General features: G+C 43.2%; 8 protein-coding genes and 1 pseudogene. 4 read left to right on the top strand and 5 right to left on the bottom strand.

Annotated elements, in window-relative coordinates:
* Positions 1-39: 39 nt before the first annotated feature.
* Both FTU40_RS01850 and FTU40_RS01845 read right to left on the bottom strand, forming a co-directional pair.
* Positions 40-741, bottom strand: a complete 702-nt coding sequence (locus tag FTU40_RS01850; RefSeq protein ID WP_180039543.1) for a hypothetical protein — start codon at positions 739-741, stop codon at positions 40-42.
* A 64-nt stretch (positions 742-805) separates the two neighbouring features.
* Complete coding sequence (locus FTU40_RS01845) at positions 806-3,700, bottom strand: valine--tRNA ligase (RefSeq protein WP_180039541.1); 2,895 nt, start codon at positions 3,698-3,700, stop codon at positions 806-808.
* Positions 3,701-3,874: 174 nt separating this feature from the next.
* On the opposite strand from FTU40_RS01845, the gene FTU40_RS01840 reads away from it, so the two are divergent.
* From FTU40_RS01840 to FTU40_RS01830, 3 genes are all read left to right on the top strand, one after another.
* Positions 3,875-4,546, top strand: a complete 672-nt coding sequence (locus FTU40_RS01840) for a hypothetical protein (protein WP_180039539.1) — start codon at positions 3,875-3,877, stop codon at positions 4,544-4,546.
* Positions 4,547-4,566: 20 nt separating this feature from the next.
* The gene (locus FTU40_RS01835) at positions 4,567-5,373 is read left to right on the top strand and encodes an SDR family oxidoreductase (RefSeq protein ID WP_180039537.1); all 807 of its coding nucleotides are present in this window, start codon (positions 4,567-4,569) and stop codon (positions 5,371-5,373) included.
* 219 nt (positions 5,374-5,592) lie between these two features.
* A complete protein-coding gene (locus FTU40_RS01830; protein WP_100355297.1) occupies positions 5,593-6,867 on the top strand; it encodes a glutaminase in 1,275 nt (424 codons plus the stop codon).
* Positions 6,868-6,956: 89 nt separating this feature from the next.
* Here FTU40_RS01830 and dhaK read toward each other — a convergent pair whose 3' ends face one another.
* Entirely contained in the window at positions 6,957-8,687 is a 1,731-nt protein-coding gene (gene dhaK, locus FTU40_RS01825; RefSeq protein ID WP_180039535.1) for a dihydroxyacetone kinase subunit DhaK, read from the bottom strand.
* Positions 8,688-8,927: 240 nt separating this feature from the next.
* Between dhaK and FTU40_RS01820 the strand changes: the two are divergent.
* Positions 8,928-9,068, top strand: a pseudogene (locus FTU40_RS01820) (DUF559 domain-containing protein); the annotation flags it as partial.
* Between the two features lie 87 nt (positions 9,069-9,155).
* Here the strand turns inward: FTU40_RS01820 and FTU40_RS01815 are convergent.
* Positions 9,156-10,169 (bottom strand): hypothetical protein, encoded by a 1,014-nt coding sequence (locus FTU40_RS01815; protein ID WP_180039531.1) that lies wholly within the window; start codon positions 10,167-10,169, stop codon positions 9,156-9,158.
* 65 nt (positions 10,170-10,234) lie between these two features.
* Positions 10,235-13,921: a methionine synthase gene (gene metH, locus FTU40_RS01810; RefSeq protein ID WP_180039529.1), complete on the bottom strand. Its 3,687-nt coding sequence runs from the start codon at positions 13,919-13,921 to the stop codon at positions 10,235-10,237.
* Between the last annotated feature and the right edge of the window lie 372 nt (positions 13,922-14,293).

Genomic DNA, 14,293 nt, shown 5'->3' with positions numbered 1-14,293 from the left:
GACTGGCAGTACTTTTATAATCATGAACGACCTCATATGTCAGTAAATGGTTGTCCACCTATTTTTAAACAATAACAAGGCTTTAGATTTTCTACCCATTAATTCAATTAAAAATGGGGGTATTACCCCATCAATACTCATTAGCATCTCTAATAAGTTGGATTCCAAATAATTTGTTTCCAGTTCGGAGATTAAGTTTTTAATAATTTCTATTAGATCATTATTAAGTTGATTTTGTGCAGGAGACTGTTTTTTTGTTTGTTGACTAGAGCTATTTTTATTAAGAAAAGGTGTTAGATATTTCAATTGTGGAGTTAGCATTTTTAAAATTTGCAACAATTCAAAGAAGTCCACTGGTTGCAAATCGGCTTTAATTCCAATGTAAGGGCTTTGTTTTAAGTCATCATTAAAATCATCAAAGTTTAAAATTAATTTTTCTTCTTGTAATTTTTTCAGTACTTTCATATGTAAAGCACCAAGAGTTAAATATTTACTCGTACTCTTTGAATAACTATTAGTATTTTGTAGATCTAATTTACCTTCTAAACTGCCTTCGGCTTTAGCTAACCATTCAAGAATTCCACTAGCTCCTATGCCACCAGAGCCTGATACAGTTTTAGTGGATTGATCATTGTTGGATTCAGAAATATTTGTAGATGTTTCGACTCCATCAAACAAGTATCCAGCACAGTTAAGTAGCATTTTTTCATTGAGATAAATAGGTTCTAATAGTTCTTTCATTTGAAATAATAAAGGGCTGAATAATCAGCCCTTTATACATAAATTAGATCAAACTAACAACACATTACAGCGCTGCAATTTGCTCCATATTCGCTTTAATCTTCGCTAATTGGTCAGCAAACTCAGCAAGTTTAACTTTCTCGCCTTCAACCACAGCCGCAGGCGCTTTCGCCACAAAACCTTCATTGCCAAGTTTAGTTGCAATTTGGTCATGCTGTTTTTGAACCTTGTCTAAGTCTTTTTGTAGACGACCCAATTCCGCTTTAGGGTCAATTAAGCCCTTCATTGGAACGAATACAGACACATGACCCACTACAGATGAAGAAGACAATGGCGGTTGTTCACCGTCCGCAAGGAAAGTAATGCTCTCAACTTTCGCCAATGCTTTAAACAACGGTTCAATACGTGCGATCTGTGCTTTTTCAGCATCAGTGGTGTTTTGAAGCAGAACAGGCAACAAACGCGCATTACCTAGACCCATTTCACCACGAATGTTACGTACCACACCAATCAAACCTTGCAGCCACTGCATATCAGCTTCAGCTTGATCATTGATGAGCGCTTGGTCAGCAACAGGGTACTGAGCCAACATGATTGTTTCGCCAGAAATGTTCAGTTTCGGCGCAAGCGTTTGCCAAATTTCTTCTGTCAAGTAAGGCATCAACGGATGTGCCAAACGTAAAGACGCTTCCATCACAGCAAGAAGAACACGGCGGATTTCAGCTTTACGTTCTACCGAGATATTTTCATCATTCAGAACAGGCTTAGTCAGCTCGACATACCAGTCACAGTATTCATTCCAGATGAACTCGTAAATCGCTTGTGCAGCCAAGTCTAAACGATAGGTTGCAAATGCTGTTTGCACTGCTTGTTCTGCTTTTTGTAGACGGCTTACAATCCACTGTTCAGGCAATTCCCAAAGGTCTTGACGAACTTCTTGACCAATCACTTGTTCTTCGCAGTTCATCATCACGAAACGCGTTGCGTTCCAGATTTTGTTGGCAAAGTTACGGTAGCCTTCAACACGCTTCATGTCGAACTTGATGTCACGACCGGTGTTCGCAAGCGCACAGAATGTGAAACGAACCGCATCTGTACCGTAAGATTGAATCCCTTCAGGGAATTCTTTACGAGTCGATTTTTCAATCTTCGCCGCTTGTTTCGGGTTCATCAAACCTGTGGTACGTTTTTGTACTAAAGTTTCTAAATCCACACCGTCAATTAAGTCTAATGGGTCAAGCACGTTGCCCTTAGATTTAGACATTTTCTGACCTTCGCCATCACGTACCAGACCGTGTACATATACCGTTTTGAACGGAACTTGTGGCGTACCATCTTCATTTTTCATGAAGTGCATGGTCATCATGATCATGCGGGCAACCCAGAAGAAGATGATGTCGAAACCAGTGACCAGTACATCAGTCGGGTGGAAAGTATTTAAGAAATAGTTTTCTTTATCTTTGGCTTCATCGCCAGTCCAACCTAAGGTTGAGAATGTCCAAAGACCTGATGAGAACCATGTATCGAGTACGTCTTCGTCTTGGTCTAATTGAACATCGGCAGGGATATTGTTTTTCGCACGAACTTCAGCTTCGTCACGACCTACATAAACATTACCATCTACATCGTACCAAGCAGGAATACGGTGACCCCACCACAATTGACGCGAGATACACCAGTCTTGGATGTTGTTCATCCAGGCCATGTACATGTTGCTGTATTGCTCAGGAACGAATTTAATCTCGCCATCTTTCACCGCTTTAATTGCAGGCTCAGCAAGCGGTGCAATTTTCACATACCATTGATCCGTCAGTAACGGCTCAACGATGACACCTGAACGGTCACCGCGAGGTGGTTTAAGCGTATACGGTTGGATTTGCTCTAACCAGCCTTCAGCTTCAGCTTGTTCAACTAATTTTTTACGTGCTTCAAAACGATCTAAGCCCACATATTCCGCAGGCGCAGGGATGGTTTTAGAAATTTGCTCGCCCGCTTTTGCGATGTATTCAAACTCAGCCAACACTTCAGCATTTTTATTGAAGATGTTGATGATTGGCAATTCGCAGCGTTTACCCACTTCATAGTCATTGAAATCATGCGCAGGGGTGATTTTTACACAGCCTGTACCAAATTCTTTGTCAACATATTCATCTTTAACAATTGCCACGCTACGACCGGTAATCGGCAGGATGATGTTTTTGCCGACAAGATGTGCATAACGCTCATCATCCAGCGCAACTGCAATGGCAGTATCACCGAGCAGGGTTTCAGGACGGGTAGTTGCGACCACGATGTAATCTTTGCCATCGTGCGTGCGCAATGATTTATCTTCAAAGAAATATTTCAGATGCCACAATGAACCTGCTTCTTCTTTATCAGACTCAACTTCTAAGTCAGAAAGCGCCGTTTGTAATTTTGGATCCCAGTTAACAAGGCGTTTACCACGGTAGATCAAACCTTGTTCATGCAGTTTTACAAATACCTCTTTGACCGCATTGGATAGACCATCATCCATAGTGAAGCGTTCACGTGACCAGTCTACAGAAGAACCCAAACGACGGATTTGACGGGTAATATTACCGCCAGACTGTTCTTTCCATTCCCAGACTTTTTCGATGAACTTTTCACGGCCCAAGTCATGACGGCTAATACCTTCTGCACCAAGCTGACGTTCTACCACCATTTGGGTGGCAATACCGGCGTGGTCAGTACCCGGTTGCCAAAGCGTATTTTTACCTGACATACGGTTATAACGGGTCAATGCATCCATGATGGCATTGTTAAAACCATGACCCATGTGCAAGTTACCAGTGACATTTGGCGGCGGAATCATGATACAGAATGATTCGCCTTTTTCAGAAGGCTTGAAGTAGCCGCGTTCTTCCCAAGTTTGGTACCATTTTTTCTCGATCTCGGTCGGATCGTAGGTTGTCGCGATATTTTGCGCTGAATCAGTCATAGTCTAAACAGATCAAAAGTAGATGAAAAATTGGATCTATTGTAGCAAAAAAAATAGTGCATGCGGCAGCTTAACCAAATGCAAACTTTAGACAATTGGCATGCAGAGCAACTCGTCGTATGATGCAAAGATAAAAAACGCGACTCATCGCAGAAGATTAAAAAGGATAACAAGATGAGCTATAGCATTTCCCTGAAGATCCAGCCTGAAACCCATCAGCGCTTTATCGACCTTCATTCTAGATTAAATGCCGGTGATCCAGACAGTCTGGCTAAACCGCTCGGTGAAAATCTGGCCGATATGGCCTGTGAAATTATTGACCAGATTTTTGGTCAGATGGTGCAGATCGCGAAATCTCCCGACAGTGAATCTGAAAAAGTGATTCAGCACATTATTGAGACAACACGTAAATATATGCCTTGGTCGGTTTCCTTATTTGGCAATGAACGGCTCATGCCCATGGTGAATTATCTGCATCGCATGACCTATACGCATGACGGCGATGTTTTTGTGTGTTATCCGGTGGAAAAGATGCTGGTGATGGAGTTACTGGGTTGTGTGGATCAGATGAAAACCGGCAATCATCAGTATGTCTCGCCGGCAGTCAAAGCCTTTACCCAGGTCGTTGATCAGGGCGTGACCTGTCTGATCCGTGAACCGAAAAACCTGTTGAAGTTTAATGTTGTGGTCGATAAAACCTTAAATGGGGTGATTCACCTAACCACCCAGCTCGGCTATAAACGTTTTGACAAGCTCGGTAGCATCTATGATGCTGATACGATGCGTTATTATTTCGAGCATTTACTGGCATTTCTGGAAGATGAAAGGCCGTACCATATTTATTAAAACAAAGGAAACAGGATTTCATGGCGAAAGTTGAAAGTTTAAATGGAAAAGTGGTCTGGATTACTGGCGCATCTTCAGGGATTGGCAAGGCGATTGCACAGCAATGTGCCGCACAGGGAGCGCAGGTGGTATTGACTGCGCGCCGTCATGAACAACTGGAAAATGTGCGCCAAAGCCTGATCAATCCGGATCAGCATATTTCCATCACGGCTGATATCACCGATGAAAGTCAGGTTCGCCATGCCTATGAGCAGGTTGTGCAACAAAAAGGCCGGATTGACTGGCTGATCAATAATGCCGGACTCAGTCAGCGTGCCCTGATTGCAGAAACCACCATGCAGACTGAACGCGCCATTATGGAAGTCGATTATTTCTCGCAGGTATTTTTGACCAAAACCGTACTGCCAACTTTTCTGGCACAAAAAACCGGCCGTATTGTGTTTATTTCCAGTGTTGCAGGTTTGCTCGGTACACAATATCGCGCGTCTTATTCCGCAGCCAAAGCAGCAATTCATATGTGGGCCAACAGCCTGCGTGCTGAAGTGGCAGGTCAGGGGATTGGCGTATCGGTGATTTTCCCCGGTTTTGTTAAAACCAATGTGTCCCTGAACGCTTTAAATGGTCAAGGGAAGCCGCAAGGGCATGCAGATGAAGCGATTGAAAATGGTCTGTCCGCAGAAGATTTTGCCCGTCAAACTGTACAAGCTTTGCAGAGCGGCGAAGAATATATCGTGATTGGCGGCAAGAAAGAAAAACTCGGGGTACTGGTGTCGCGTATTTCGCCAAAAGTCCTGTACAAGATGATTCGCAGAACCAAGGTGAAATAGATCATCCAGACTCAATAAAAAGGGCAGTATTGCCCTTTTTTGATCGCTCTGAAAAAGAAAATTATGAACAAACCTACAATTTAATTTCTGGAGGAGCTGACGCAAAGTGTGCACAACCCATCACACAGATATGCAGAAAATTACCTTTTCACTCTGGTACTTAAGTCAAAAACCGCTATGTTAGTTAAAAATAATAGTGAATTGGAATACGCTCATTCGATGAAAACACCGGTGCCAGATTATCTCAAGCATGTTTTAAGCTCCTGCCAAGACAATGATAAAGGGGCCTTGGCCGACTATATTCCTGAGCTGGCAGCAGTCGATCCAGAGAAGTTTGCTTTGGCACTCTCCACCGTAGATGGCACGATCTATTCCACCGGTGATGACGAGGTTGAGTTCACCATGCAGTCCATGTCCAAGCCTTTTGCCTATGCCTTGGCCTTGCAGAAAGTCGGCCTGACCAAGGTCATGGAAAAAGTGGGCGTGGAACCTTCGGGCGAGGCCTTTAACCAGATTTCACTGGAGAAAGACACCAATATTCCGAAAAATCCGATGATCAATTCGGGTGCCATTACTGCCCATTCCCTGATTCCCTATAAACGCACAGTATCCCGGGCGGAACAGTTGCGCCGTTTTTTAAGCGGTTTGGCTGGACGTGAACTGAGTTTTGATACCGATGTATATACCTCCGAACTGAAAACAGCGTTTCGTAACAGATCCTTGGGTTATATGCTGCGTACAGTAGGAGTATTGGAAGAAGATCCAGAAGCGATTGTCAATGGTTATATCAAGCAATGTTCAATCAAGGTGACGGTCAAAGACCTGGCGATGATTGCCGGGGTACTCGCCAACGGTGGGATTCAGCCGCAGACCGGTAAAAAATTATTGGATCGTTCTGTGGTGCGGCAAGTCCTGAGCGTGATGCTCACTTGCGGGATGTATGATGCTGCCGGTGACTGGCTGACCACGGTGGGCATTCCGGCAAAAAGTGGGGTCGCAGGCGGCATTATTGGCGTATTGCCTGGACAGGTGGGCATCGCCGTATTTTCTCCACGAATTGATGAACATGGGCATAGCGCGCGTGGGGTCGATATCTTTGAACGTATATCCCGGGAAATGGGGCTACATTTAATGGAAGGGACGCCGTCGGCACAAACCATTTTACAAAACCGTTATCTCACTGGAAAACGCGATCATGTGGTGGTGTATGAACTGCGTGGCGTATTGCAGTTTACTGAATCGGAAATGCTGCTGCGTATTTTGGAAGATGAACCGGAAGGCAAAAAACGAATTATACTGGATCTGACCAATTTGACCCTAATTCATAATGTCGGCGCCCGCATGTTATTTGAAGGCGTGGCGCGTTTGAAAAAGGATGGTCATCCTGTTGTGGTGGTTGACTCGGAAGGAATTTTGAGTGAAGCACAGATGAAGGGCAATAAAAGGGTCGTGGTCAAAGAAAACCTGAACAAGTATCTAGAAAAATTTCAATAGACGCTTTTTCTGCTGTCTTGCTTGAGCACCGGCTGTATACCCGGAAATAAAAAAAGCCCCGATGATTCGAGGCTTTTTTAATAAATGATTTATTTAATATGTGCTGCAATGTCGCTAAAGATCACACCTAAACCATGTGCACCGGCATCCGGATAGCCCAAGCTACGGTCACCGACCGTACCCGCACGCCCCATACGTGCCACAATCTCTTGGGTCGATTCTGCACCTTTTACCGCAGCCGCTGCACCCAAGACAAAGTTCTCTTTAAAAGTCTTGTCGGTATTGGCAGACCATGAATCTGCACATGGTACTAGGGCATCAATCAGGGTTTTATCCCCCACCACGGCACCACGACCAAATGAACGCTCACCGGTCACTTGAATGCCTTTGACTGCCGCCTGCAACATTTCAGCAAAGTCAGCGACAGTTAAACTGGTTTTATCTTGAATGGCCTTACTCGCGGCACGGAAGGCTGAACCCCAGATTGGACCTGATGCGCCGCCACAATGTTCCATAATGATCATTGAGCAGTTCAGCATGAATTCATCCATATGCTGCGCTTGAATCAGACTTTGCCATTCACGTTTCAGCTGTTTAAAGCCTTTGGCTACACTCATGCCGAAATCACCATCACCGGCATGGGCATCTAACTCGCAGAAAGGCACTTCATTTTTAATAATGCAAGCCGCCATGACATCGACGACATAACGCATATTCTCAATCGTGAATTGCTCATTGCTGATTATTGCATGTTCAGGTTGGGTTTCAACTTCGGTATTGGCGCTGCGTTCAGCTGCTGCATTTTTTGCTGCAAATTCAAAAGGTAGTGCAGGTGAACCATCCGTTTTAAATGCAGGGGTATTGGCTTCTGCATCTAAATAGGTTTTCAGTTCAGCATCCAGAGCAAGTAAAGATACCGATGCACCGTTCATGTCGATACTGGTCATGTAGTTACCGACAAAAGTACGATAAATTTTGATGCCTTTACGTGCCAAATGTTCGCAAACATCGTTGTTAAAGACATACAGCTCCTGCATTGGCGTTGAACCAAAACCATTGACCAATACCGCTACTTCAGTCAGGTCAGGACGGTCAAGAAACAGGTCATCGATAATACGTTGTGCCAGTTCTTTTGATGGCAATATTTTTTCACGACGAATCCCTGGTTCACCGTGGATGCCCACGCCGTATTCCATTTCATCATTGGCAAGAGTAAAGGTTGGTGTGCCCTTGGCAGGAACGGTACATGAGCTATAAGCAAAACCAAGACTAATGACATTGTCCGCAGCTTTTTGAGCCACAGCTTTGACTTCCGCAAGCTCTAAACCTTTTGATGCAGCTGCACCGGCAATTTTATGCACCAATACTGTACCGGCAACACCACGACGACCGACAGTATATAAGCTGTCTTTGACTGCAATGTCATCTGCTACTTTGACGTAATCCACGTTAATGCCGTCATCTGTTGCAAGCGCTGCACCATTCTGGAAATTCATCATATCGCCAGAATAGTTTTTAATGATCATCAGCACGCCTTTGTCTGTTGCAACATGCTGCAATGCTTTGTAGACCTGAATTTGTGAAGGTGATGCAAATACGTCACCACAAACGGCTGCGTCTAACATACCTGCGCCGACAAAGCCTGCATGTGCCGGCTCATGACCAGAACCACCGCCACTGATCAGTGCCACGTTATTGTGTTTTTGTTTACGTGAAATGATTTTATGGGATTCGGTAAATTGTAGTTCAGGGTGGGCAAGGACAAAGCCTTTGCACATTTCGACAACCAGGTTTTCAGGGTTGTTGATGAGTTTTTTCATGGAGGAAGGCCTTCACGTATTCTGGGAGATGTCTAAAGTCTTATTATTATGGAAATGCTTGAAATTTGCTGACTTAAAAATGTAAAAACAGATGATTTTGGGGTGAGCGGTTCTATTTTCATCTCTCCCTAACCTTCCCTAGAAGGAGAGGGTATTTTCTTTATCGAATTTATATTGGTTTTGATTTCACAATGAATGCTCCCTCTCCCTATGGGAGAGGGGTGGGGGGTGAGGGATAAAGCTAATTGGGTGATTGAGTGTGATGGTAGTCAGCACTTCACTGATGATGGCTTGGAAGCAGATCGGATTCGGGATGATGCTTTGGCTCAGCTTGGGCTAAAGATATTGCGGATTGATGATGTGGTGGACGTGGTTTGTTAGCATTGTAGGAAATACCCCTTACTAAATGAAGAAAGGAGTATTATGAGGAGGCTGATGCTATGATATTAAGAGTTTTGTTCAATAGTATTATAGATAATCATTTTGTACATAATCGGGTGTCCTTATGTCAGTACCAATTGAGAAAAACGTTTTTCTAAGTTGAGGATTCGCCAATTCAAAAATTGCAAGATGAATATCTTTTGGTGGAACAGTTTGAGTATATAAGTAAAAATTAGCTGGTTTTTCATCAGTAAAAATATTTACACTTAAAGCTGTAAAGTCATATTCGAAACATTTACGCATAGTCTTTGAATTGGGTTTTGGTAAGCTATCTTTTAATGTAATATTATATTGTGGTTGAAAGTATCTAACTAAAGCTGCCTCAATTAAAAATATTTCTTCTCTTAGTTTAATATCCATATTTAATGTTTTATGGAATCTACGCGAATCTGATTCGTCGAAGATAGCTGTTTTATCCATTCCATCCATACTACTTAGAAATCTAGCTCTATCGAATTCAAAAGATCCAATTAATATTTGATCATCTGGAAAATCATCTTGAGTAATAGCGAGTATTTTCTGCAAAGTTGAATGATTTTTTAGTCGATCTAATGTAGTTCTAGAGCCTTGCTCATTACCAAATGCTTGTCCAATATATAAAATTTCAAGATGATTATTCCTTTCGTGTGCAATTTGTAAGGCTGGATAGTATTTTAATGAGTTATTCTGTGCATCTTTAGCTAATAGATTGTGGTGGGGGTAAGGTGAAGCTTCAATATTTTCACATTCTTCTGGAACTAAAATTCCATAATTTTCAAAAATATACTCATTTAAAACGCCGGAAATTTTATAACTTATTTTGAAGTTCAGATGAGCAATTTTACCAGCTGTAGTTGATGTAAAAGAGATTAATTCAAGAGATTGAGGAATAAAGGTATATTTTGGCTGGCGAACAATCATGTAAATATGACATTTCTTAGCTAAGTTAAATGTTATTGATCCTAATGTTTCCTCACTTGCAGAATGTAATTCCTTAGGCAAAATAAAAAAGTATCCTTTGGCTGGGACATCTAAACAAAAGTTTGTTGCAAATCGTGTCATAAGTAGTTATTTAATATAAAAAAACCTCTATTAAAGAGGTTTCTTTATGAATAATCAATCAACAATTAAACAATCGAATCATCCAAATTCGGCGCTAACCAACGTTTTGCTTCATCCAGTGTCCAACCTTTACGCTTTGCATAATCTTCTAACTGGTCGCCAGAGATTTTACCCACGTTAAAGTATTCAGTTTCAGGATTTGCATAATAGAAACCGCTGACTGATGAAGGTGGCCACATTGCAAAACTAGAGGTTAAGTAAGTTCCAATCTTGTCAGTTGTAGCTAACCAGTCAAAGAGTGGCGCTTTTTCAGAATGTTCAGGACACGCAGGGTAGCCCGGTGCGGGACGAATACCGACATACTTCTCTTTAATCAAATCTTCATTCGACAATTGTTCATCTGCTTGGTAGCCCCAGAATTCTTTACGGATACGCTGGTGCAAATGTTCAGCAAATGCTTCCGCAAAACGGTCACCTAAAGCCTGCGCCATAATTGCAGAATAATCATCGCCTTTGGCTTTGTATTCTTGCGACAGCTCTTCCGCACCAAAGATTGAAACTGTAAAACCACCCAAATAATCCTGAGCCACATCTTTCTGTGCAATAAAGTCCGCCAAAGAATAGTTGGCTTTGCCTGTCACTTTATCCGACTGCTGACGTAGATGTTCAAAAGTATGGGTCACATTGCCATTTTCATCTGCCACAGCAACAGTGTCGCTTGCCACACGGTTGGCAGGATAAATGCTGAAGGTGGCACGCGCATCGAAACGTTTATTCTCGATGATATCTTTCAGCATAATTTGTGCTTGTTCAAACAAGTCACGTGCTGCTTTGCCCACTACGTCATCTTCCAGGATTTTCGGGAATTTACCCGCCAGACTCCAAGAAATAAAGAACGGTGTCCAGTCAAAATATTCCACCAAGGTTTCAAGTGGATAATTGGTGAAAGTTTCCGAACCAATGAAGTTTGGTTTTACTGGAGTGTGTGCACCAAAATCAATTTTAAAGCCATTTTCAATTGATTTTGCATAAGACAATTTGGCGGCTTTCGGCTGTTTATTGGCTAAACGTGTACGGATTTTTTCATAATCCGCCGCATAGTCCGTTGCCAGTTTTGGTTTCATCTCGGCAGAAAGCAATTGTGTTGCCACACCCACGGCACGTGAAGCATCAGCTGTGTAGTACACACCATCATTTTGATATTGCGGTGAAATCTTTACAGCGGTGTGGGCTTTAGAGGTGGTTGCACCACCAATCATCAATGGAATATTAAAGCCTTTACGCTGCATTTCTTTGGCAACAAAGACCATTTCGTCCAGAGACGGTGTAATCAAACCAGACAAACCGATAATATCGACTTTTTCATCAATTGCGGTTTGCAGGATTTTCTCGCACGGCACCATCACGCCCAGATCCACGATGTCATAACCGTTACAGCCCAGCACCACGCCGACAATGTTCTTACCGATGTCGTGTACGTCACCTTTTACCGTCGCGAGCAGGATTTTACCTTTGGCTTCAGCTTGGGTTTTCTCAGCTTCAATAAACGGATTCAGCCAAGCCACTGCCTGCTTCATCACACGCGCAGATTTTACCACCTGCGGCAAGAACATTTTACCGGCACCAAACAGGTCGCCAACCACGTTCATACCTGCCATCAATGGGCCTTCAATCACATCCAGTGGACGGGTTGATTTTAAACGGGCTTCTTCAGTGTCTTGGTCAATATACGTTGTGATGCCTTTGACCAGTGCATATTCAAGACGTTTTTCAACAGACTCATTACGCCATTCCAGGTTTTCTTCGGCTTTTTGCGTACCACTTTGACCACGATATTTTTCAGCGACAGCCAGCAGCCGTTCTGTTGCATCCTGACCACTTTCGCCTTGATTCTGGTTTTGAACCACATCTTCAACGGCAGCTTTTAATTCTTTATCAATGTCATCATAAATCGCCATTTGGCCGGCATTCACAATCCCCATGGTCATGCCTTTTTGAATGGCATGGTACAAAAATACTGAGTGAATCGCTTCACGTACTGGCTCATTACCACGGAATGAGAACGAGACGTTAGAGACACCACCTGAAATCATGGCATGGGGCAGATTTTCTTTAATCCAGCCAGTCGCTTCAATGAAATCAACCGCATAGTTATTATGTTCTACAATCCCTGTCGCAATCGCAAACACGTTCGGGTCAAAGATAATATCTTCAGCAGGGAAGCCCACTTCATTGACCAGCACATCATAAGAGCGCTTACAGATCTCTTTTTTGCGAGCGGCTGTATCGGCCTGACCATCTTCATCAAATGCCATCACAATCACTGCGGCACCGTACTGACGGCACAGGCGGGCACGTTCGACAAACTCGTCATAACCTTCTTTTAAGGAAATCGAGTTCACCACGGCTTTACCTTGCACGCATTTCAAACCTGCTTCGATAATCTCCCATTTAGAAGAATCGAGCATGATCGGCACACGTGAAATATCCGGCTCAGACGCAATCAGATTCAGGAAGTGCACCATGGCACCTTGTGAATCCAGCATGCCTTCATCCATGTTGATATCGATAATTTGTGCACCGGCTTCAACCTGCTGACGGGCAACATCGAGTGCTTCGGCGAAGTTTTCTTCACGAATCAGACGCAGGAATTTTTTCGAACCAGTGACGTTGGTACGTTCACCGACGTTCACGAACAGTGAATCTGGGGTGATGTTAAATGGTTCTAAACCGCTTAAACGACAAGCTGGCGCAATCTCAGGAATTTGACGCGGGCTAATGCCTTCCACTGCTTGTGCAATTGCGCGGATGTGATCCGGTGTGGTACCACAGCAACCACCGGTAATATTGATCAGACCGCTTTCCGCAAATTCTTTAATGAAAGCTGCAGTTTCTTCCGGTGTTTCATCATATCCACCGAAGGCATTTGGCAAGCCAGCGTTAGGATGTGCTGAAACAAAAGTATCCGCTACATCCGACACGGTTTTGACGTGTGGACGCATCGCATCTGCACCAAGCGCACAGTTAAAACCAATCGAGATCGGTTCTGCATGACGCATCGAGTTCCAGAACGCTTCTGCGGTTTGACCGGTTAAGGTACGGCCAGATGCATCGGTAATGGTGCCTGAAATCATGATTGGCAGTTCATAGCCCAGTTCTTTAAAGACTTCTTTCACCGCAAAGATCGCAGCTTTGGCATTTAAAGTATCGAATACGGTTTCAATCAGGATGATGTCGACACCACCTTCAATCAGCGCTTTGGTTGATTCAATATAATCCACTTTTAAGGCATCAAAAGTGATGTTGCGGAAGGCTGGATCGTTGACGTTTGGAGAAATAGACGTGGTACGTGATGTCGGACCAATCACACCTGCCACAAAACGTGGTTTTTCTGGGGTTGAATATTTGGCACAGGCTTCTTTGGCCAGACGCGCGGCTTCACGGTTAATCTCGGGAACCAGATCTTGCATATGATAGTCAGACATCGAAACCCGCGTACCGTTAAAGGTATTGGTTTCAATAATGTCGGCGCCAGCTTCCAAGTAAGCTTCATGAATACCTTGAATGATTTGTGGTTGTGTCAAAACGAGCAGGTCGTTATTGCCTTTCAGATCATAAGCCCAATCAGCAAAACGCTCGCCACGGTAATCGGCTTCTTCCAGTTTATGGCGCTGGATCATGGTACCCATCGCACCATCGATAATTAAAATTTTCTTGGCAAGAAGTTCTTTTAAGGTGGCAAGTGTCGACATTCAAACTTTCTCAGTAGAAATCAAAAAACATCGGCCATATTAGCAGAATTAATGCTTGAATTCTGCGCCTCCTTTCTCAGAATGATGGATATACATGATATGAAAATTTGATAAGTCAGTTAGAACAAGACAGGTTTTTGTTATCCGGTCTATGCAGTATTCAACTTTAAAATGGGATCTGGCTAAAACTGGCAAAAATATATTTGAAAAATTAAGCTGATGCTTTTATTCATGAAATTGTCATATTTATTGACTATGCTCTGTACATAGAAATTATGGTCATCTTAAGCGTAGAGGGAGTTTCAAAGCTTTAAGCGCAAAAACAGGACACGTTTTTGAGTTCTGAAAAGCTGGAATTTTATCTTAAGTTGA

The organism is Acinetobacter sp. YH12100 (assembly GCF_013419135.1).
Lineage (GTDB): Bacteria > Pseudomonadota > Gammaproteobacteria > Pseudomonadales > Moraxellaceae > Acinetobacter > Acinetobacter pseudolwoffii.
Note: the sequence above shows the minus strand (reverse complement) of the source record. Positions and strands in the feature narration are given on the sequence as shown.